19 protein-coding genes, 1 pseudogene and 2 riboswitches are annotated in these 21485 nt (G+C 64.8%); of the genes and pseudogenes, 8 read left to right on the top strand and 12 right to left on the bottom strand.

Translation table 11 applies throughout. The annotated features are described in order from the left end of the window. Window positions 1-24: 24 nt before the first annotated feature. From ACVI1L_RS39450 to ACVI1L_RS39440, 3 genes are all read left to right on the top strand, one after another. The gene (locus ACVI1L_RS39450; protein ID WP_057019093.1) at window positions 25-777 is read left to right on the top strand and encodes a competence/damage-inducible protein A; all 753 of its coding nucleotides are present in this window, start codon (window positions 25-27) and stop codon (window positions 775-777) included. A 6-nt stretch (window positions 778-783) separates the two neighbouring features. After that, the gene (gpt, locus tag ACVI1L_RS39445) at window positions 784-1311 is read left to right on the top strand and encodes a xanthine phosphoribosyltransferase (protein ID WP_057019092.1); all 528 of its coding nucleotides are present in this window, start codon (window positions 784-786) and stop codon (window positions 1309-1311) included. A gap of 153 nt (window positions 1312-1464) precedes the next feature. Next, window positions 1465-2088: a hypothetical protein gene (locus ACVI1L_RS39440; RefSeq protein ID WP_456785284.1), complete on the top strand. Its 624-nt coding sequence runs from the start codon at window positions 1465-1467 to the stop codon at window positions 2086-2088. Window positions 2089-2104: 16 nt separating this feature from the next. Here the strand turns inward: ACVI1L_RS39440 and ACVI1L_RS39435 are convergent, their stop codons facing one another. Beyond that, window positions 2105-3127 (bottom strand): methionine synthase, encoded by a 1023-nt coding sequence (locus ACVI1L_RS39435; protein WP_038383315.1) that lies wholly within the window; start codon window positions 3125-3127, stop codon window positions 2105-2107. Window positions 3128-3226: 99 nt separating this feature from the next. On the opposite strand from ACVI1L_RS39435, the gene ACVI1L_RS39430 reads away from it, so the two are divergent. The 4 genes from ACVI1L_RS39430 to ACVI1L_RS39415 all read left to right on the top strand — a co-directional run bounded on the left by ACVI1L_RS39430 (window position 3227) and on the right by ACVI1L_RS39415 (window position 6675). Beyond that, the gene (locus ACVI1L_RS39430; protein ID WP_456785283.1) at window positions 3227-3931 is read left to right on the top strand and encodes a glutathione binding-like protein; all 705 of its coding nucleotides are present in this window, start codon (window positions 3227-3229) and stop codon (window positions 3929-3931) included. 99 nt (window positions 3932-4030) lie between these two features. Continuing rightward, the gene (locus ACVI1L_RS39425; protein ID WP_168856778.1) at window positions 4031-4642 is read left to right on the top strand and encodes a 2-hydroxychromene-2-carboxylate isomerase; all 612 of its coding nucleotides are present in this window, start codon (window positions 4031-4033) and stop codon (window positions 4640-4642) included. Next, window positions 4642-5619 carry an NADPH:quinone oxidoreductase family protein gene (locus ACVI1L_RS39420; RefSeq protein WP_456785282.1) on the top strand — a complete coding sequence of 326 codons (978 nt, stop codon included), beginning with the start codon at window positions 4642-4644 and terminating at the stop codon, window positions 5617-5619. Before ACVI1L_RS39425 ends, ACVI1L_RS39420 begins: the two co-directional genes overlap by 1 nt. 129 nt (window positions 5620-5748) lie before the next feature. Continuing rightward, entirely contained in the window at window positions 5749-6675 is a 927-nt protein-coding gene (locus ACVI1L_RS39415) for a ketopantoate reductase family protein (protein ID WP_456785281.1), read from the top strand. On the opposite strand, the gene ACVI1L_RS39410 is transcribed toward ACVI1L_RS39415, so the two are convergent. The 10 genes and pseudogenes from ACVI1L_RS39410 to ACVI1L_RS39365 form a co-directional block, all read right to left on the bottom strand. Next, the gene (locus ACVI1L_RS39410; protein ID WP_456785280.1) at window positions 6672-7358 is read right to left on the bottom strand and encodes an esterase/lipase family protein; all 687 of its coding nucleotides are present in this window, start codon (window positions 7356-7358) and stop codon (window positions 6672-6674) included. The genes ACVI1L_RS39415 and ACVI1L_RS39410 overlap by 4 nt on opposite strands. Next, window positions 7355-8246 (bottom strand): annotated as a pseudogene (locus ACVI1L_RS39405) (crotonase/enoyl-CoA hydratase family protein). The gene ACVI1L_RS39410 and the pseudogene ACVI1L_RS39405 overlap by 4 nt, the downstream one beginning before the upstream one ends. Before the next feature lie 141 nt (window positions 8247-8387). Continuing rightward, the gene (locus ACVI1L_RS39400; protein ID WP_057019085.1) at window positions 8388-9806 is read right to left on the bottom strand and encodes an amidase; all 1419 of its coding nucleotides are present in this window, start codon (window positions 9804-9806) and stop codon (window positions 8388-8390) included. Next, window positions 9799-10971 (bottom strand): M20 aminoacylase family protein, encoded by a 1173-nt coding sequence (locus ACVI1L_RS39395; RefSeq protein WP_076830174.1) that lies wholly within the window; start codon window positions 10969-10971, stop codon window positions 9799-9801. Before ACVI1L_RS39395 ends, ACVI1L_RS39400 begins: the two co-directional genes overlap by 8 nt. 6 nt (window positions 10972-10977) lie before the next feature. Next, window positions 10978-12498 (bottom strand): M81 family metallopeptidase, encoded by a 1521-nt coding sequence (locus tag ACVI1L_RS39390; protein ID WP_456785279.1) that lies wholly within the window; start codon window positions 12496-12498, stop codon window positions 10978-10980. Between the two features lie 222 nt (window positions 12499-12720). Continuing rightward, window positions 12721-14370 (bottom strand): ABC transporter ATP-binding protein, encoded by a 1650-nt coding sequence (locus tag ACVI1L_RS39385; RefSeq protein ID WP_456785278.1) that lies wholly within the window; start codon window positions 14368-14370, stop codon window positions 12721-12723. A gap of 141 nt (window positions 14371-14511) precedes the next feature. After that, window positions 14512-15399, bottom strand: coding sequence for an ABC transporter permease (locus ACVI1L_RS39380; RefSeq protein ID WP_456785277.1), 888 nt, complete (start codon window positions 15397-15399; stop codon window positions 14512-14514). Between the two features lie 3 nt (window positions 15400-15402). Next, window positions 15403-16344: an ABC transporter permease gene (locus tag ACVI1L_RS39375; RefSeq protein WP_028336105.1), complete on the bottom strand. Its 942-nt coding sequence runs from the start codon at window positions 16342-16344 to the stop codon at window positions 15403-15405. Window positions 16345-16504: 160 nt separating this feature from the next. Then, complete coding sequence (locus ACVI1L_RS39370; protein WP_456785276.1) at window positions 16505-17863, bottom strand: D-amino acid dehydrogenase; 1359 nt, start codon at window positions 17861-17863, stop codon at window positions 16505-16507. A 65-nt stretch (window positions 17864-17928) separates the two neighbouring features. Beyond that, window positions 17929-18043: riboswitch (glycine riboswitch) on the bottom strand. A 3-nt stretch (window positions 18044-18046) separates the two neighbouring features. Then, a riboswitch (glycine riboswitch) is annotated at window positions 18047-18153 on the bottom strand. A 92-nt stretch (window positions 18154-18245) separates the two neighbouring features. Beyond that, window positions 18246-19376, bottom strand: a complete 1131-nt coding sequence (locus ACVI1L_RS39365) for a M20/M25/M40 family metallo-hydrolase (RefSeq protein ID WP_026192961.1) — start codon at window positions 19374-19376, stop codon at window positions 18246-18248. A 265-nt stretch (window positions 19377-19641) separates the two neighbouring features. On the opposite strand from ACVI1L_RS39365, the gene ACVI1L_RS39360 reads away from it, so the two are divergent. After that, complete coding sequence (locus ACVI1L_RS39360) at window positions 19642-21261, top strand: ABC transporter substrate-binding protein (protein WP_057019080.1); 1620 nt, start codon at window positions 19642-19644, stop codon at window positions 21259-21261. 70 nt (window positions 21262-21331) lie between these two features. Here the strand turns inward: ACVI1L_RS39360 and ACVI1L_RS39355 are convergent, their stop codons facing one another. Continuing rightward, the gene (locus ACVI1L_RS39355; RefSeq protein ID WP_156436404.1) at window positions 21332-21475 is read right to left on the bottom strand and encodes a hypothetical protein; all 144 of its coding nucleotides are present in this window, start codon (window positions 21473-21475) and stop codon (window positions 21332-21334) included. Between the last annotated feature and the right edge of the window lie 10 nt (window positions 21476-21485).

Genomic DNA, 21485 nt, shown 5'->3' with positions numbered 1-21485 from the left:
GGGATCAAGTTAGGGAATGAGACCATGAGCGAGATCGTCACGGCGGGGATATTGGTGATCGGCGACGAGATCCTGTCCGGCCGGACCAAGGACAAGAACATCGGCTTCATCGCCGAATACCTGACCAACATCGGCATCGACCTGAAGGAAGTCCGCGTCGTCGCCGATGACGAGGCCGACATCGTCTCCGCCCTTGATGCGCTGCGGCATAGGTACGCTTACGTGTTCACCACCGGCGGCATCGGGCCGACCCATGACGACATCACCGCCGACAGCGTGGCGAAGGCGTTCGGGGTCGATATCCATCATCACCCCGAGGTGGTGGCGCGGTTCAGGGAGCGCTGGAGCGAGCAGGACCTCAACGAGGCGCGGCTGCGGATGGCCCGGGTGCCCGACGGCGCCGAGCTGATCCAGAGCGCGACCATCCTGGCGCCGGGCTTCAAGCTCGGCAATGTCATCGTGATGGCCGGCATCCCCAGCATCATGCAGGCGATGATGGACATCGTGGCGCCGACCCTGAAGTCCGGCGTGCGGATGCTGTCGGATTCGGTCAGGGCCGATGCGCGGGAAGGCGACATCGGCGGCCCGCTGCGGGCGATCGCGGAAGCCAATCCCGACACCATCATCGGCAGCTATCCGTTCCAGGACGAGAACCAGAAGCCGAACACCAATCTCGTGGTCCGCTCGCGCGATCCGGAAAAGCTCGCCGCGGCGATGATCGCGGTGAAGGAGATGCTGAAGCAAGTGCAGGCCGCGCAGAAGAAGCCGGCGGGTTGAGACGATATGGCTGAACGAAATTCCGAACCGAGTGCACAGGAGCGAGCCGGCAGGCCGTTTCCGGTCTCGTGGGATCAATTCCATCGGGACTGCCGGGCGCTGACCTGGCGGCTCAATGAGGTCGGCCCGTTCCAAGCGGTGATCGCGATCACCCGCGGCGGGCTGGTGCCCGCGGCGATCGTGGCGCGCGAGCTCGGCTTGCGGGTGATCGATACCGTCTGCGTCGCCAGCTACGACCACGACAAGCAGGGCGACCTGAAAGTGCTCAAGGGCATTTCGGAGCAGACTGCCAAGCTCGGCGGCGGCACCGGCAAGGGGCTCTTGATCGTCGACGACCTCGTCGATACCGGCAAGACCGGCAGGCTGGTGCGCCAGTTGCTGCCCGATGCGCATTTCGCGACCGTGTACGCCAAGCCGAAGGGCCGGCCGCTGGTCGACACCTACATCACCGAGGTGTCGCAGGACACCTGGATCTACTTTCCCTGGGATACCGCGCTGTCGTTCCAGCCGCCGATCCGCGACGGGGCGGCGTGAGGAGTCACCTCGCCCCGCTTGCGGGGAGAGGTCGATCGCGGAGCGATCGGGTGAGGGGGAGTCACCGCGAGTTCATCTCTCACTATCTTTGCGGACAAGCCCCTCACCCCAACCCTCTCCCCGCAAGAGCGGGGCGAGGGGGAAGTAAGAAACATGCCCCTGCAAAACCGCGTCACGCCCACCGGCGACATCGTCGCGACCGACCATCGCGGCACCTTCACCGGCAATCGCGGCATCATCCACGATCCGGCGACGCGCACGCTGCTGAACAAGCGCTGGTCGAGCCCGGCGTGGCTCACCTGCGTCTGCGAGTTCAGGGGACGGCGGCGCGAGGTGATGAGCCGGCAGAGCTGGACCGAGCTGTTCTTCCTCGATGAGGCCACCGCGTTCGCGGCCGGACACCGGCCCTGCTTCTACTGCCGCCGTGACGATGCCAAGCGGTTTCGCAGCTGCTTGGAGCAGGGCAACGGCGTAAGCGATCTCAGCGCCAAGGCGATGGATGCGGTGCTGCACGCCGAGCGGCTCGACCGCGGCAAGAAGCGGCTGCATCCGCTGCCGATGCGATTGCGCGACTTGCCCGATGGGACGATGGTGCAGGCGAGCGGGGAGAGCTACCTCGTCGCCGACGGCGCCACGTTGCGCTGGTCGTTCGCCGGTTACAGCCGGGCCGACGTACCCGAGCCGGCCATGCTGCTGACGCCGCCATCGACGTTGCGCGCCTTCCAGGCCGGCTACCGGCCGGTGCTGCATCCGAGCGCGATGGCCGTTCTGGGTTGATTGGCCGGCGTCATCCTTACGCCAGCCGCTGCCGCGCCAGCTTGGCACCGGCGCCCAGCGCGATCAGCTTGGCTTCCGCGATGTCCCGCCGCATCGGCGCCATGCCGCAATTGGTGGTCGCGATGATGTTGCCCTTCGGCACGTGCTTCGCGACCGCCTCGATCACCTTGACGACGTCCTCCGCGGTTTCGATCTCGTCGCTGGCGACGTCGATCACGCCGGCCTGCACGATCTTGCCGGGGAGTGCCGCCAGCAGTTCGATCGGCACCTTCGAGTTGCGGCATTCGATCGCGACCTGCTGGATCGTGCTCTTGTCGATGACGGGAAACGTCTCCTCGTATTGCCGCCACTCGCCGCCAAGCGTCTGCTTCCAGTCGGTGTTGGCCTTGATGCCGTAGCCGTAGCAGATGTGCACGGCGGTGGCGCAGGTCAGACCTTCGGCGGCGCGCTCCAGCGCCTTGATGCCCCAGTCGCGCACTTGGTCCATGTAGACGTTGAAGGCGGGCTCGTCGAACTGGATCATGTCGACGCCGTCGGCCTGCAACGCCTTCGCCTCCTGATTCAAAAGCTCGGCGAAAGCGAAGGCCATCTTCACGCGGTCGCCGTAATATTTGTCGGCGATGGTATCGATGATCGTCATCGGGCCGGGCATGGTGAATTTCAGCCGGTTCCTGGTGTGCGCGCGGGCCGCACGGGCCTCGCTCTCGTGGACGCGTCCCTTGAGCTGCAGCGGTGCGACCACCTGCGGCACCATCGCCTTATAGCGGTCCTTGCGGATGCCCATCTCGACCTTGTGGGCGAAATCGATGCCCTCGATCCGCTCCAGGAAGCCGTGCACGAAATGCTGGCGCGCCTGCTCGCCTTCGGTGACGATGTCGACGCCGGCATCTTCCTGCAGCTTGACCGCGAGCACCGTGGCATCGCGCTTGGCGCGGGCGAGCTCGGCGCCCTCCGACTTCCAGGGTGCCCACAGCATGTTCGGCTCCGCCAGCCATTCCGGCTTCGGCAGCGAGCCTGCGATCGTCGTTGGAAACAGCATGGGTGCCTCCCGTTGGGTTCTGATTGAGGGCCTGTGTGCCATGTCCTAAGGTGGAGGTACAGAACAACAAAAGTCTTTGTGATGGGGAATAGAACGCCGATGATCGACCTGCACTACGCGCCGACGCCGAACGGCTGGAAGATCTCGATCATGCTGGAGGAACTGGGGCTGCCCTACAAGGTGATCCCGGTGAACATCCGCGCCGGCGAGCAGTTTCGGCCCGAATTCCTGGCGATCAGCCCGAACAACCGGATCCCCGCCATCGTCGACCATCAACCGGCCGACGGCGGCGGGCCGTTCTCGGTGTTCGAGACCGGCGCGATCCTGATCTATCTCGCCGACAAGACCGGCCGTTTCCTGTCGCGGGAGTTGCGTGCGCGGTCGAACGTCATCCAATGGGTGATGTGGCAGATGGGCGGCCTCGGGCCGATGCTCGGCCAGCACGGCCATTTCGCGCTCTATGCGGCCGAGAAGATTCCCTACGCGATCGAGCGCTACCGCGACGAGACCGCGCGGCTCTATGGCGTGCTCGACCGCCAGCTCGGCAGGACCGGCGCCTATATCGCCGGCGACGACTATTCGATCGCCGACATCGCCTGCTTTCCCTGGACCATGACCCACAAGGCGCAGGGTTTTACCCTCGACGATTTCCCGAACATCAAGCGCTGGTACGTCACCGTGCGCGCCCGCCCGCAGGTGCAGGCGGGGCTTGCGATCGGAAAATTCGTCAAGGAGCCGTTTGACGAGGAATCACGCAAGAACATGTTCGGCCAGCGTGCGAAGGAATTGGTCGAGAAGAAATGATGCCCGTTATTCCGCGGCGCGACACAGTCGCGAGCCCTGCGCCTTGCGGTGCATCCCGGAATGACGAGAATGAATGTGGAAAAGACAAAGGGAAACGCCATGATCGAATTCTTCTTCGACTGCTCCAGCCCGTGGACCTATCTCGCCTGGCACAACATCCAGCCGCTCGCGAAGGAGTTCGACGCTCCGATCACCTGGCGGCCGATCCTGGTCGGCGGCATCTTCAACACCGTCAACCCGTCGGTCTACGCGCAGCGCGAGAAGCCGGTGCCGCTGAAGGCGCGCTACATGAAGAAGGATCTCACCGACTGGGCGCGCTCGGCCGGCCTTGCGATCAAGATGCCGCCGACCGTGTTCCCGGTGAACAGCGTCAAGGCGATGCGCGGCTGCATCCTTCTCGGCAACGAGAAGATGGTGCCGTTCGCCCGCGCGGTGTTCGAGGCCTATTGGGGTGACGACAAGGACATTTCGCAGGATGCGGTGCTGACCGAGATCTGCACTAAACTCGGGATCGATCCGGCGCAATTCCTTGCCGGCATCGGCGACCAGGCGATCAAGGATCAACTCAAGGCCAACACCGAGGAGGTGATGGCGCGCGGCGGCTTCGGCTCGCCGACGATCTATCTCGACAAGACCGACATGTATTTCGGCAACGACCGCTTGCCGCTGATCCGGGAGGCGCTGGCACGCCTCAAGGCGCGGGCCGCCTGATGCCGAAAGCCGTCGTTTGCCGCGAGCTCGGCCCGCCCGAGCGTCTGCAGCTCGAGAACTTTGCCTCGGTGCCCTTGCAGCCGGGCCAGGTGCGGGTTGCGATCCGGGCCGCCGGGATCAACTTTCCCGACATCCTGATGGCCGCGGGCGAGTACCAGCTTAAGCCGCCGCTGCCGTTCACGCCGGGCTCGGAAGCCGCCGGCGATGTCGTCGAGGTCAATGGAGCATCCGGTGTCGCCGTCGGCGACAAGGTGATCGTCAAGATGCGCTTCGGCGCCTATTGCGACGAGACGGTTGCAACGCCGTCGCAGCTCGTGCCGGTGCCGTCGACTTTCGACTACGCGGAAGGCGCGACCTTCCTGGCCGCGCATGGCACCGCCTATCATGCGCTGATCGACCGCGGGCAGATCAAGCCGGGCGAGGTGCTGCTGGTGCATGGCGCCGGCGGCGGCGTCGGACTTGCCGCGGTCGAGATCGGCAAGCTGCTCGGCGCCACCGTGATCGCCGCGGCTTCGAGCGAGGACAAGCTTGCGATCGCCAAGGCGCGCGGCGCGGACCATCTCGTGCTCTATGCGCGCGAGCCGTTCCGCGATGCGGTCAAGCGCCTCACCGACGGTCGCGGCGCCGATGTCGTGTTCGATCCTGTCGGCGGCGAGGTGTTCGAGAACTCGATGCGCTGCATCAACTGGGGCGCGCGGATTCTCGTCGTCGGCTTCACCGGCGGCATCGGTCTTGCCCGCACCAATCTGTTGATGATCAAGGGCGCGAGCGTGCTCGGCGTTCGCGCCGGCGAGGCAGTGCGCAAGGATCCCGCACTCGGCGAGGTCAGGTTCAAGGCGCTGAGCGAATGGGCCGAGGCCGGCCGGGTGCGGCCGAATATCTCGCACCGGCTGCCGCTGGAAGACTATGCGAAGGCGATGCGGCTGTTGATCGAGCGCAAGGCGATCGGGCGTGTGGCGCTGCTGACGAGGCCGTGAATCCACAGTGTCCAAATTCTGCAGTGCAGCCAAATGACGCGATGGGCCTGACGTTCAGGGAATCGAACCCGGGTCCGTCGCGTGATATCCTCTGCCGGCTGAGTGTCGTTGCAGGGGGGAGGATATGACATGCGTATCGCTGTGATGGCGGCCGGTGCCCTCGGCGGTTATTTCGGAGCACGTATGGCTGCGGCAGGGCACGACGTGTTCTTTATCGCACGCGGCTCCAACCTCGAGGCGATCAGGAAAAACGGTCTCAAGGTCGAGAGTGTGCTCGGCAATCTTCATTTGCCCGAACCCAACGTGACCGATGATCCAGCCACGGTCGGCCCTGTCGATATCGTACTGTTCGCGGTCAAGCTTTGGGACAGCGAGACGGCAGCTAGGTCGTCTCTCCCCCTGGTCGGACCCCGCACCCGGGTGATCCCGCTGCAAAACGGGGTCGATAGCGCCGAGAGGATCGCCCCGATTCTCGGCGCCGACAACGTGGTCGCTGGAAGTGCCTACATTGCTACAGTGCTGTCCGCGCCTGGCGTCGTCACCCACACGAGCCAGTTCGCGCGCATGGTCTGCGGCAGAACCGACGGTAAGCCCGATGACGGCCTCAAGGCCTTTGCCGACGCCGCTCAAGCGGCCGGCATCGACATCTCGGTGTCCGACGGGATTGACCGCGAGCGCTGGCAGAAATTTGTATTCCTCGTCGGACTATCAGGCGCGACCGCAACGACTCGCCAGCCGCTGGGGCCGATCCTGGCCGACCCGGATACGCGAGCGTTCTTTTACAGCCTGATGAGCGAGGTGGTGGCGGTCGGCCGTGCCAGGGGCGTTCCGATTCCGGAGAATTTTGCCGAGGACCGAATGAAATTCGCGGAAGCATCGCCGCCCACCTTCAAGGCTTCCATGCTGCACGATCTCGAACGCGGTAACCGGCTCGAACTCGACTGGCTCGCCGGAAAGGTGGTGGAGTTCGCCCGCCCGCTTGGCATTCCTACGCCAGCCAACAATGCGGTCTATGCCATGCTCAAGCTGCACAGGATGGGTAACGCTCGCGCCTAGTCCACCCGACGATTTGTGCTGAATTTCCCCTCTTGCAAGAACGCGATGGTCTGCGCGATCGCTTCCTTGTTGCGCACCAGCCAGGGATGCGAGGTGCGGATCACGATGTGATCGGCCATGCCCTTGAGCCTGGTGTTGGCGACCGACACCCGGCCGTCATGCGGCCGCGGCAGGGCCATGGAGGTGATCGGATAGACCGAACGGTTGCCGGCGATGATGCCGGCGGAATAATCGATCGGCGGCAGCAGCGCGCTGGTTGCGGCATCGCGGCGGGTGACGAGCTGCTGCCCGGCCGGACCGAAATAGGCGCGATAAGCCGCGAGGTTCTTCAGGCGGTCGGCGATCTCGCTGCCGCCGTTCGGCGTGCCCAGCATCACGACGCGGCCGAGCCGCGCCGGGCGATGCCTTGCCAGATAGACGCGCGCCAGAAGCCCGCCCATGGAATGGCAGACGAAGTTCACGGAGCCGTCGAGGCTCTCTGCGAACCGATCGAGCGAGGGGCGGATGTCCTGGGCCAACACGTCGAGTGGCTTGCGCCGGCTATCATAGTCGAGATTGAGGGTGGCAAAGCCGGCAGCCTTCAGTGCCAGCTCCATCCTGCGAAACGAGCGCGCCGTCCTGCTGATGCCGTGCAGCAGGACGACGCCGTCAAGTGTGGACGCCGCTTGACGCCGTTCGTTCACTTATAGTCGCGCTCTTGCCACCACGGGAAATAGTCGGGCATGTCCGACGACACCTTATTCTTGAACTGCGCGGGGCGCTTTTCCAGGAACGACACCCACGCCTTCCTTGACGTCGTCGGAGCGGCCGCGGGCATAGATGCCGCGGCTGTCGACCTTGTGCGCCTCCATCGGATCGTCGGCGCCCATCATGCGCCACATCATCTGGCGGATCAGCGCCACCGATACCGGCGCGGTCTTGGCCGCGAACTCCTTGGCGAGTGCACGCGCGGTCGGCAGCAGATCGGCCGGCGGCACCACCTTGCTGACGAGCCGCCCGGCAAGCGCTTCCTGCGCCGGGAAGACGCGGCCGGAATAGCACCATTCCAGCGCCTGCGAGATGCCGACGATGCGCGGCAGGAACCAGCTCGATGCGGCTTCCGGCACGATGCCGCGCTGGGAGAACACAAAGCCGAAGCGCGCGGCGTCGGAAGCGATGCGGATATCCATCGCAAGCTGCATGGTGACGCCGATGCCGACCGCCGGGCCGTTCACGGCGGCGATCACCGGCTTCAGGCACTTGAAGATGCGCAGCGTCACTTGCCCGCCGCCGTCACGCACCTGCGGATCGCTGTAGTCGACGCTGCCGTCGGCATTGCGCTTGACCGGGCCGCGCCGCGCATCGCGGTCGAACGTGTTGGCGCCGGAGGAAAGATCGGCGCCGGCGCAGAAGCCGCGGCCCGCACCGGTCACGATGATGGCCCTGACGTCGTCGTCCTTGTCGGCTTTGTCGAACGCGTCGATCAGCTCCTGCTGCATCGTGGCGTTGAAGGCGTTGAGCTTGTCGGGCCGGTTCAGCGTGATGGTCAGGATCTGCTCGGCGACCTCGTACTTGATCGTCTCATACGCCATGGGGATGATTTCCTCTCGGTTTTCTTGAATGAACGGCGCTGGCGCGCGTCTCCATCCAGTTAACCCGGCAATCATCCGTTGTGAAGAAGAGGGATGCGCGGGCCTGGCTCCGCGCATCCTGACTTGCGTTGAGGCGCTGCTTTACTTCTTCGGCGGCGCGGGCCACGGCTTCTGCGGGCCGCGCAGGCCTTCGAACGCCTTGCCCATGCCGAGCACGCCGATGTCGTCGAAGCGGCGGCCGATGATCTGGACGCCGATCGGAAAGCCCTTCTTGTCGTAGCCGGCGTTGATCGACAGCGCCGGGTTCTCCGACATATTCCACGGCACGGTAAAGCAGATGTGCTCGAACGGCTTTGCCGGGTCGTTGAGCGGCGCGGCGAACTCCGCCGGGAAGTTCACCACCGGCGATACTGGCGAGATCACGTAGTCGACCTCGCAGAACAATTTCGCGGCGGCCGCGCGGATCGCCATCGTCATGTTGAAGCCGCGCACCACATCGACGCCGGAGAGCTTTGCGCCGGCTTCTGCCCAGTTGAGGATGTAGGGCAGGGTCTTGCCGCGGTCGGCCTGCGACAGTTTCGACAGCTCGTCCCAGGTCCTAGCGCGCCAGAAATTGTCGAGCCCTTCGAGCATCTCGGGCGTCAGGATGCCGTCGATCTCGGTGATGACGGCGCCGGCGGATTCGAACGCCTTCGCAGCCTTCACGACGACCTCGCGAACCTCCTTCTCGACCTTCTGGCCGGAGCCGGCGTCGAGCATCAGCCCGATGCGCAGCTTGCGCGGCGACTTCTCCAGCGCCTTCCAGTTCACCTCGAGCGCCGGCAGGCTCATGCCGTCGCGGCGATCGGGACGCGACAATACGCTCATCATCAGCGCGGCGTCGTCGACGGTGCGGGTCATCGGACCGGCGACGCGGCCGACATAGGGCGGGTCGATCGGCACGCGGCCGAGGCTCGGTTTCAATGCGACGAGGCCGCACCAGTTGGCCGGCAGCCGCACCGAGCCGCCGATATCGGTGCCGAGATGCAAGGGACCATAGCCGGCAGCGCCTGCCGCGCCCGCGCCGGCGCTCGAGCCGCCGGGGTTCTTGCTGACATCCCAGGGATTGCGGGTCAGGGGATGGAACGAGGACAGGCCCGACGACAGCATGCCGTAGTCCGGCATCGTGGTCTTGGAGAAGATCACGCAGCCGGCCTCGCGCAGCCGCGCCGCAGGCGGTGCATCCTTCTCCGCGGGCGCCAGCTTGACGCTCGCCGCGCCCAGCGGCACCGGCTGCCCCTTGGTCGCGACATTGTCCTTGATGGTGGCGGGAACGCCATCGAGCGTGCCGGCCGGCTCGGCCTGCTGCCAGCGCTCGGTCGAGGTCTTGGCGACCTTCCGCGCCCCTTCCGGGTCGTACAAATACAGCGCCTTGATGTGCGGCTCCCAGGTCGCGACCTGGGAGATGATTTCCTCCAGCACCTCGGACGGCGAGAACTGCTTGGCACGATAGCCGGCGAGCAGGTCGACGGCGGAGAGATCGTGCAGCGACGTGATGGCGTCCCCTTTGGGCTTATGCATGCGCACCTGCCGGCATGCGTTTCTCGATGATGCGGGCGAACATGCTGGCGCCGATCGGCAGGATCTTGTCGTCGAGAACGTAACCGGGATTGTGAACGGGCACGGAGCCGTCATGGCCGACCCAGAAATACGCGCCGGGAATGGCCTGCATCATGTCGGCGAAATCCTCGCTGCCCATCTTGGGTGTCGAGCGGGTGATGACCTTGGCCGGGTCGACGACGGTGCGCGCGACTTCCTCGACCACGCGGGACTGCTCTTCCTGATTCACCAGCACGCTGAAGCCGTCGCGGATCTCGACCGAGATTTCGGCGCCATATGCCGCCGCAAAGCCGGCGGAGATTTCGCGCATGCGCTTGCGGATCAGCTCACGAATCTCGTCGGAGAAGCAGCGCACCGTGCCGCACATCCAGGCTTCGCCGGGAATGACGTTGTACGCCGACCCGGAATGGATCTGCGTGATCGACAGCACCGCAGCCTGCAGCGGATCGACGTTGCGGCTGACGATCGACTGCAACGCCTGTCCGAGCGTCATTGCGATCACGACCGCGTCCTTGGAGCGCTCCGGCATCGCGCCATGCGCGCCGTAGCCCTGGATCCTGATGTCGAAGAAGTCGGCTGCGGCCATTGCCGGGCCCGGCAGGATCGCGATCTCGCCATGGTTGAGGTCCGGCGCGTTGTGCAGGCCATAGACCTCGTCGCAGGGGAACTGCTTGAACAGGCCGTCCTTGATCATGGCGCGGGCGCCGCCGAGGCCTTCCTCGGCCGGCTGGAAGATGAAATGCACGGTGCCGTCGAAATTGCGGGTCTCGGCGAGATAGCGCGCCGAGCCGAGCAGCATCGTGGTGTGGCCGTCATGGCCGCAGCCGTGGAAGCGGCCGGGGATGGTCGAACGCCACTTCAGATTGGTGTTCTCCTCCATCGGCAGCGCGTCCATGTCGGCGCGCAGGCCGATCTTCTTGGTGCTGTTGCCCTTGCCCTTGAGCACACCGACCACGCCGGTGCCGCCGAGGCCGCGATGCACCTCGATGCCCCAGCTCGTCAGCTTGTCGGCGACGATGCCCGAGGTGCGGACCTCCTCGAAGCCGATCTCGGGATGCGCATGCAGATCCCGTCTGATCGCGGTGAGTTCGTCGGCAAAACTGTCGATGCGCTCAATGGTCGGCATGGCTCTCTATCCGTTTGTGCGTGATGGGGAGGTGGGTGTGAAAGTAGGGCCGTTCGGCTTGATACGAATGCCGGGACGCAAATGTTTCCACGGCAGCGTGGCGGTATCGGCGGGCATCGCGCCGGGAGCGGCGCAGATCAAGAGCTTCTCGGCGATCGGCTCGAAATCGGCACGGAAGTGCACCGAGCTCTTGTTGACCAAAATCTTCTGTGCCGTCGGCTCGATGCCGACATAGCGGTACATCGCCTGGTCGGCAAGCTGGGCCTTGTAGGAGCCGACCACGACGCGGACGTCGCCGACCCGCAGGCAGGCCGAGGGGCCCATGTCCATGTCGCGGCCGCCGAAATAGGGACCGGGAGCCACGAATTTTCCATCCGAGAGCTGCTCGACGACAAAAGTCTCCCGGTATGGCGCGTCGCCGGGAATGCCGGACTTGCCGCCGAGCTCGAGCGTGACTGATGCCCCGACACCGGCGGTGTGCGCGGCCTTCGCGGATTGCGGGTCGTAGATCACGCCGGTTGCGGCACTCGCCCTGTTGCGCACCAGTGCGCGCAGCATGCCGGTGGTGTCGGAATCGCCGCCGGCGCCGGGATTGTCCTGGGTGTCGGCGATGATAATCGGCTTGCTGGCCGATTTCGCCAGTTCCATCGCCAGCCGCACGCCTTCGTCGGGCGAATAGATCCGGCCGTCGAAATCATCCTCATGGCTCTCGACCAGGGCGACGACCTTGTCGGCGGCGGCATCCGCATCGGCCTGGGTCCGGCCGTAAGCGAATACGCTCGGCCCGCAATCCCTGAAATCGGCGGCCGGGAAGCCCGGCGCAAACGACAGCGTCGGCACCGCGTCGCTCTCGAGGGCGGCGAGCTTCTGATAGATGCCCTTGGTCGGCTGGTCGTTGGTGCATTGCCAGCTGATCGGGATCAGGAACGGCAATTGCCGGAACGCCTTTGCGAAGCGCTGCCTGGACTTGACCATCAGCGCCAGATGCCGGGCGCAGGCGCGGCCGGTTTCGGCCATGTCGACATGCGGATAGGTGCGGTAGGCAATCAGCGCATCGGCATGCTCGATCATCTTTGGCGAGACATTCGCATGCAGATCGAGGCTCGCCACCAGCGGCAGCTCGTTGCCGATCGCCTTGCGCACGCGGGCCAGCGTTTCGCCTTCACCGTCGTCATAATGCTCGGTGACCATGGCGCCGTGCAGGTCGAGATAGACGGCATCGATCGGTCCGGCCGCGGCGATGCCGTCGACCATTTCCGTCACGATCCGCTCGAACGCATCCTTGCTGACATGCGCCGACGGGCTCGCCGCGGCGAAGATCGTCGGCACCAGCTCCCAGCCATTGGCTTCCGCCGCCTCGACAAAGCCGGCGAGGCCGACATTGATCTTGCGCATGACCTTGAGCACGTCGGCGCCATGCCTCATCGACGGCCAGCCGCCGCCATGCACGAAATCGTCATAGGTTGCCTTCGTCGGTGCGAAGGTATTGGTCTCGTGCAGGAAGCCGCCAACGGCAATGCGGGTCATCAAGTCGGTCTCGATACGTTTCTTCGATCATGATGCGATCATAACGACGCGCGTCATGATCTCATCTGTTTGGTTGGAGCGTGATCTCCGGGGAAGACCGGCGTCCACCTTCAGGGCCACGCTCTAGCGCGCGACGTTAAGCGTGTCGTCGCGCCCAGCGCAAGCCGGGGAGCACCAGCGGATTTGCATGCCCTGTGGGCGGAAAGGCTTGAGGCTAAAGACCTAGGCCGTCGCCACAATGCCTTCCGAAACGGGGCGGAAGTTGGCGAAGTCCCAATCGCGTCCGGGCGCCGCATCGAGCAGCGCGCGGGTATAGGCCTGCTGCGGATTGGTCAGCACCTCGGCGGCCGGTCCCTGTTCCACGACGCGGCCATGCTGCATCACGGCGACGTCGTCGCAGATTTGTGCGGCGACGCGCAAATCATGCGTGATGAACAGCAGCGCGATGCCCAGCCGGCGCTGGATTTCGTCAAGCAGATCCAGAACCTGCGCCTGCACCGAGACGTCGAGCGCGGACACCGCCTCATCCGCGACGAGCACGTCGGGATCGAGCGCCAGCGCGCGCGCGATCGCGATGCGCTGGCGCTGGCCGCCGGAGAACTGGTGCGGATAGCGCGAGATCGCGTCGGGCGGCAGATGGACGAGCTCGAGCAGCTCGCGCGCCCGCGCCAGCGCGTCCTTGCGCGGCATGCCATAATTGACCGGGCCTTCCGCGATGCTCTCGCCGACAGTGACGCGCGGATTGAGCGAGCGGTAGGGATCCTGGAAGATGATCTGGATCTTCTGGCGATGCGGCTGCAACAGCCGGCGCGACAGGTCGGAGATCTCGCGGCCGGCGAGGCGTACCCCGCCCGAGGTCGGATCGATCAGGCGGACGATGCAGCGCGCCACCGTCGACTTGCCGGAACCGCTTTCGCCGACGATGCCGAGCGTGCGGCCCTTGCGCAGAGTGAGCGTGACGTTGCTGGCGGCGGCGACCTCGCGGGCTTTGCCGTACAGCGACCGCTCCCGGTAGACCTTGCTGAGCTCGTTGGCTTCCAGCACCACGGGCTCGGTCGTCTCCGGGCGCGGCGCGCGCGGCACCAGGCTCGGCACCGAGGACAAGAGGTTGCGGGTGTACTCCATCTTCGGATTGCGCAGCACGTCCTGCAGCGGGCCGGTTTCGACCAGGCGGCCGTGCCGCATCACCGCGACGCGGTCGGCGATCTCGGCCACCACGCCCATGTCGTGGGTGATAAACAGAACCGCGGTGCCGTGATCGCGTTGCAGGTCGCGGATCAAGGTGAGGATCTGCTTCTGGGTGGTGACGTCGAGCGCGGTGGTCGGCTCGTCCGCGATCAGGAGCTTCGGCTCCAGCACCAGCGCCATCGCGATCATGATGCGCTGGCGCTGGCCGCCCGACAGGCGGTGCGGGTAGGAGGAGAAGATGCGCTCCACGTCCGGCAGCCGCACATGCTCCATCATCGCCAAAATCCTCTGGCGCCGTGCGCGGGCATCGAGATCTGTGTGGGCGCGCAGCACCTCGTCGATCTGGCGGCCTACCGGCACCACGGGATTGAGCGCGGTCATCGGCTCCTGGAAGATCATCGCCATCCGCGTGGCGCGGAGTTGCCGCAGCCGCCGGTCGCTGGCGGTGAGCAGTTCCTCGCCGACCAGTTTGACGCTGCCGCCAGACGGCACCAGCGTGCCCTTCTGCTGCAGGCCCATCACGGTGAGCGATGTCACCGACTTGCCCGAGCCGCTTTCGCCGACCAGGCACAGCGTCTCGCTTTCACGTACCTGCAGCGAGAGGTCGTCGATGATGCGATGCGCATCCGCCTTGCGGCCGAGGCCGACGACGAGATTGCTGATGTCGAGGACGACGTTGGTCATGTCAGGGTCTCTTGGCGCTGCGAAGGAATTTACCCACTGTCATTCCGGGATGGTGCGCCAGCACCAGACCCGGAATCTCGAGATTCCGGGTTCGATGCTTCGCATCGCCCCGGAATGACGGCTTCAGAAGAGCTGAAGCCGTCACTTGCCCTCACGCTGCTTCATGCGGGGATCGAGCGCGTCGCGGGCGGCGTCGCCGATCAGGTTGACGCTGAGAATGGCGATCGAGAGCAGCAGCCCCGGCCAGAAGATCAGCGACGGCTTGACCTGGAAATAGGCGCGGCCCTCGGCCATGATGTTGCCCCATGTCGGCGTTTCCGGCGAGATGCCGGCGCCGAGGAACGACAGGATCGCCTCGGTCAAGATCGCGGACGCGCAGACATAGGTGCCTTGCACGATCAGCGGCGCGATCGTGTTCGGCATCAAATGCCGCCACATGATCTTCGGCAGGCTGCTGCCGAGCGAAATCGCGGCCTCGACATAAGGCTCCTCGCGTGCGGTCAGCACCACTGAGCGCACCAGCCGCGCCACGCGCGGGATCTCGGGGATGGTGATCGCGACCATCACGGTCCAGATGCTGGCGCCCGACAGCGACACCACGGCGATCGCGAGCAGGATGGCGGGGATCGCCATCAGGCCGTCCATCACGCGCATCAGCACCGCATCGACCCAGCGGAAGAAGCCGGCGACGAGGCCGATCAGAAGACCGATGGCGATCGAGCAGACGGCGGCGCCGAGCCCGATCACCAGCGAGATCCGTGCGCCGTAGATGATGCGCGACAACAGGTCGCGGCCATAGGCGTCGGTGCCGAGCAGATATTGCGCGCTCGACGGCTTCAGCCGCTGCGACGGCGTCAGCAGCAGAGGATCATGCGGCGCAAGCAGCGGTGCGAAGATCGCCATCAGGATGATGAGGGCGAGGCTGATCGTCGCAACCGCGATGATCGGCGTCGACGTCAGGAAGCCGAACTTGACGCGGAACGGCCGGGTGACGGGAAGCGAGGATTCGGGAAGGGTTTCGATCGCCATTGCTCAGTACCGGATACGAGGATCGAGCAGGGTGTAGGCGAGGTCGATCAACAGATTGACCGCGACGTAGATACCTGACGTCAACAGGATCATCGCCTGGATCACCGGATAGTCGCGCGCCAGCACCGCATCGACGGTGAGGCGGCCGATGCCGGGCAGATTGAACACGCTCTCGGTGACGACGACGCCGGAGATCAAGAGCGCGAAGCCGGAACCGATCACCGTGATGACCGGCACGGCGGCGTTGCGCAGCGCATGGCGCAGCAGCACGCCGGTCTCGCCGATGCCCTTGGCCCGCGCCGTGCGCACGTAATCCTCGCCGAGCACATCGAGCATCGAGGCCCGCGTCATGCGTGCGATCAGCGCGACATAGATGAAGGAGAGTGTGCAGGTCGGCAGGATGAGGCGCTGGAAGAACGGACCGAAGCCGGCCGAGATGCTCTTGAAGCCCTGTACCGGAACCCAGCGCAGATCGATCGCAAAGATCTGGATCAGCACATAGCCGATGACGAACACCGGCACCGAGAAGCCGAGCACGGAAAGCCCCATCACGAAGCGGTCGATCCAGGTGCCGTGCTTCCACGCCGCGATCACGCCGAGCGGCACCGCCACCAGGATCGAGAGGATGATGGTGGCCAGCGCGACCGAGATCGAGGGCTCGAGGCGCGGGACGATCATTTCGAGGATCGGCTTGTTCGAGATCAGGGAGACGCCGAGGTCGCCGTGCAGCAACTTGGCGATCCAGGTGTAGAACTGGATGTAGATCGGCTCGTTCAGACCAAGCGAGGTCCGAATGCGTTCGAGCTGTTCGGGAGTCGCGTTGTCGCCGGCGAGGATGGCGGCCGGGTCGCCCGGCGTCAGCCGCAGCAACAGGAACACGAACAGAGCCACCACGCCCATCACGGGAATGGCGGCGAGGATGCGGCGAAGCAGATATCCGAGCAAATTTGATCCGTTGGGTTGTGGTCGATGAAGTCCCCAGCGGGACCGTTGCACACCAGACCGTAGCACAGATGGTAGCAGACTCACGGTAGAACTTGAGCAAGTCCCATGCCATCGGTGCTGCGGATTTTGCGGTGCAGCTAATCAGTCCTGTTGGCCGCGATTATTCCTCCGGTGAAGTTTGAAGCAGTCCACTGGAAGGTGGATTGATTTCAGCTTTGCGCGCGTCGGCGGGCACGTCGAGCCCGGCACCGAACGTCGGCGCCATCGGCGGCGTGTCGAGGTCGCGCCAATCGTCGATCGCCTGGGCCACCATCTGCGCCGTTGCCGCCGACAGTGTCCAGCCGAGATGACCGTGGCCCGTATTGTAGAACACGCCCGGAATCCGTCCGGCGCGAACCACCGGCATCATGTTCGGCATCATCGGGCGCAGGCCCGCCCATGGCACGACTTTCGACGTGTCGATCTCCGGGAAATGATGCCGCACCCAGTCCACCAGCGGTTGAATGCGGTCGGCGCGAATGTCGCGGTTGAAGCCGTTGAACTCGGCGGTGCCGGCGACGCGGAAGCGGTCGGCGCCGAGCCGGCTGGTGACGATCTTCGCAGCTTCATCGAGCAGGCTGACGGTTGGGGCCGCATTCCGGCTTTGCGGCGCATCGAGTTGCACCGTGATCGAATAGCCCTTCACCGGATAGACATTGACGCGGTCGTTGAGCAGGCTGGCGAAGTGGCGGCTCGCCACGCCGGCGCAAATCACGATCCCGTCCGCCTGTAGCTGCTGGCGCGTCGCGACCGCAGCATCATGTGAAGCAGCTTCGTTCCAGCCGATGCGGAAGCCGTCATCGCCGTGTGCGATCGTGTCGACGTCGGCTTCATGGACGAAGCTCGCGCCACGGCGGATGCAGGCGTCGGCAAGCCCACGCGCGAATTTGTGAATATCGCCGATCGCGTCCGACGGCGTGAAGAAGCCGCCATAGCAGGTTGTCTGCAGCGCGGGTTCGATGACGCGGATCTCGTCCGGGGTCACCGGCCGGCGGTCGAGCCCGCCTTGCTGCAGCAGCGTGTTGACCTTGAGGCCGGCTTCGAAGCCGGCCCTGTCGTGATAGACGTGCAGGATGCCGCGGCGTTCGAGATCGAAGGCGATGTTTTCGCGCTCTGCGATCGAGAACAGATGCTTGCGCGCTTCGATGGCGAGCTTCGTGGTCTCGATGGTGTTGCCGCGATAGCGCGTGATGTGGCCTACGAACTCGCCGATCCAGGAATATTTGTGCCAGCTCGGCTTCGGGTTCATCAGCAGCGGCGCGTCGCTTCTCAGCATCCAGCGCAGCCCCTTGAGGATGGTCGCGGCGCTGTTCCACACCTCGGCGTTGCTGGCGGAGAGTTGTCCGCCATTGGCGAACGAGGTTTCCATCGCGGCGTAGCGATGCCTGTCGAGGACAGTCACCTTGTAGCCGCGTTCAAGCAGGGCATAGGCCGTCGTTACGCCGGTGATGCCGGCGCCGATGATCGCGATGTGTGGCATGATAGTTGTCAGGCTCCCGTGGGTTAGAGTCGCCGAACCGCCGGTGAAACCGGCATCGGCGCCCCATCTGTCACGGTACCTGAGAGCTTGATCCGCATCGGGCCGGGGCCAGAAGCGAACTATCCCCTTCGGTGGACGTCATGGCCCTTGATGTGCGGCCATGTTCGTCTCTCTCCAGATCGTCCTGACGATACAGTCCTTTTGCCTGAGAGTTTCCGGGGCGGTTGCTCCGTCGGCGCCAAAGGCAACAACACGAATGTTGTCGCTTCGATCTCTCCCGCATCGTCGCGTTGGACGGCCGGACCGTAGGCGAAGCCTCAAAAATGGACAAGGCTAAATTTCGATCCGGCAGTGCCAACGTGTTGTGCAGTGCAAATCGATGTCAGTCCAGCGTCGCCAGCAGTGCCGCCATCAGGCGGCCGCGTTCGGCGAGGCTGTCGACCTCGATGTGCTCGTTGAGCGTATGTGCATCGGCGCCGCGAACGCCGAGGCCGTCGAGCGTGGGGATGCCCATCGCGCCGGTGAAGTTGCCGTCCGAGCCGCCGCCGGCGCTGCCGTGCGGCAGATCGAGACCCATCGCTGCAGCAAGGCCTTTTGCCTTTTCATAGAGCGCCATGGTGCCCGCATCGGGCTCCCACACCGGGCGGGTGACGCCGCGCGTCACCTTGAAGGTCACGTCGTTGGCGGTGCCCGACAGTGCCAGCATGCGCTCGACGCCACGGTCGAGATCGGCCTGGCGCTTGGCCATGCTGAGCGCTTCGCCGGTGCAGGTCGTCGCGACGCAATTGACCCACTGGCCGCCATGCACGATGCCGACCGAGAACGTGCAGTCCTCGGTGGTCATGCCGTCGATGGCGATGATCTGCCGCGCCATCTCGCGGATCGCGGAGCGGCCGGAAGACAGCGTTGCGCCGGCATGGCTGGGCTTGCCGGTGGCTTCCAGGTTGAAGCGCGCGATCGCATAGCGGCCGGTGACGACGCCGTTGTTCGGACGGCCGGGCTCCGGCACCAGCACATATTTGTTGCGCGCGGCTTCCGCCTCGATGATGTCGCGCGTCGACGGCGTGCCGACCTCTTCGTCGGGGGTGAACAGCACGGTGATCGGCAGCGGAGTCGTAAAGGAGGCGCGCGCCAATTGCCTGATCGCCTCGATCGACAGGTAGTTGCCGCCCTTCATGTCGAAGATGCCCGGCCCGAAGCACTTGTTGCCTTCGCGCCGCCACTTCAGCTTCTCGATCGTGCCGACGGGGTGAACGGTGTCCAGATGGCCGGCGATCAGGATGCCGGGCTGGCCTTGTTTCGGATGGGGGAAACGGGCGCGGACGCAGCCCGCGAAGCCCTGGCGTCCGGCGATGCGCTCGATCGTCGCACCCATGATCGCCATCTCGCGGGCGGCGAGATCGAGCATGCGTTCGACCGCGGCGGCGTCCCAGGTCGGGCTTTCGCATTCCACCCAGCTGCGCAGGCCCTGCAGCATCGTTTCGGAATCAAAGGGGAGATTGGCGGGGTTCATCGTTGTTCTCTCTTGTTGTTCTGACGGCGCCGGCATCGCGCGCGCGTTACGAAAATCTCAGCCGACGATTTTGTAAAGCCAAAATCTGGCGCGCGGCCTCATTCGTTTGTGTACGTCCGATGCGACCTGAAACCGATTGACGCGCTTGGCGCTTGGTGCAAGTCTCAATTTCACAAGCCATACAGCATGTTAGTTCGCCTAAATAACGAACCACATGCATAACGAATAAGCCGGCTTTGACCAGTTACACGTCAGGAGAGATTGCATGTTCCCTATCTCGCGTTGGAAACACCGCACGCTAGCGGCCGCGTTGACGGCGCTCGCGCTGTCGTTCGCGCCGCAGGAATTGTCATTCGCGCCGCAGGCGATGGCCGCGGGCAAGACCATCACCGCGGTGATGCACTCGGATCTGCGCGTCATCGATCCGATCATGACCACGGCCTACATCACCCGCGATCATGGCTACATGATCTATGACACGCTGCTGGCGACGGATTCCAATTTCAAGATCCAGCCGCAGATGGCGGACTGGAAGGTTTCCGACGACAAGCTGACCTACACGTTCACGCTGCGCGACGGTCTGAAGTGGCACGACGGCGCGCCGGTCACCGCGGAAGACTGCGTCGCCTCGCTGCAGCGTTGGGGCAAGGTCGACGGCATGGGCCAGAAGCTGATGGACTTCGTCGCGAGCCTGGAGGCGACCGACGCCAAGACCATCACGCTGAAGCTGAAGGAACCCTACGGCCTCGTGCTGGAATCGATCGGCAAGCCGTCATCGCGCGTGCCGTTCATGATGCCGAAGCGTCTGGCCGAGACGCCGCCGGACAAGCCGATCCCGGAACAGATCGGCTCCGGACCGTTCAAATTCGTGCAGGCGGAATTCCAGCCGGGCGTGAAGGCGGTCTATGAGAAGAACAAGGACTACGTGCCGCGCAAGGAGCCTGCGAGTTGGACCGCGGGCGGCAAGGTGGTCAAGGTCGACCGTGTCGAGTGGGTCACGATGGCCGATGCGCAGACCGCGGTGAACGCGTTGCAATCCGGCGACATCGATTTCATGGAGAACCTTCCGTTCGACATGCTGCCGGTGCTCGAAGCCAATCCGGATCTCAAGATCGACGTCCTCAACAAGTTCGGCTTCCAGACCCTCGGACGCATGAACTTCCTCTATCCGCCGTTCGACAATCCGAAGGTGCGCCGGGCTGCGTTCCTGGCGATGAACCAGAAGGACGTGCTCGACGCGCTGGTCGGCAACGCCAAGTACCAGAGGATCTGCGGCGCCTTCTTCGTCTGCGGCACGCCGCTCGAGACCGACGTCGGGGCCGAAACGCTGGTGAAGGGCAACGGCCTGGCGGAAGCCAAGAAGGCGCTTGCCGCATCCGGCTATGACGGCACCCCCGTGGTGATCATGGCGCCGGGCGACGTCACGACGTTGAAAGCCCAACCGGTCGTGGCTGCGCAGCAGTTGCGCGAGGCCGGCTTCAAGGTCGACCTGCAGGCCACCGACTGGCAGACCGTGGTGACCCGCCGCGCCAGCCAGAAGCCGCCGAAGGAAGGCGGCTGGAACATGTTCTTCACCAACTGGGTCGCGGCCGACGTTTCCGATCCGATCGTCAACGCGTCGATCACGGGTCGCGGCAAGAATGGCGGCTGGTTCGGCTGGGCCGAAGACCCGAAGATCGAGGAGCTGCGTGACAAGTTCGCGCGCGCCGGCTCGGCTGAGGAAAAGAAGAAGATCGCCGCGGAAATCCAGACCGAGGCCTACGATCAGGTGATCTACGTTCCGCTCGGCCAGTACACCATTCCGAGCGCATGGCGGAAGTCGCTGACCGGTGTGCTCGACGGCCCGGCGACGCCGATCTTCTGGAATATCGACAAGTCCGAGTAAGCTTGCGGCTTGACGCAAAAACAAATGGCCGGGACTTGTCCCGGCCATTTTCTTTTCGCCCTGTCGCGTGTCAGGTGTGGCTGTCGCGGAGCTGCTCCAATCCGTCGCTGAGCGGTGGTCCGCCTTGTGGTGCGTGCTGCGGCGGGGAGGGGCGCTCCTTGCGCTGATCGGGTTGGTCGGTTGCGCGCTGCGCGGATGGATCGTCGTTCGGCATCGTCATGCTC

This window comes from Bradyrhizobium sp. USDA 4516 (assembly GCF_054055915.1).
Note: the sequence above shows the minus strand (reverse complement) of the source record. Positions and strands in the feature narration are given on the sequence as shown.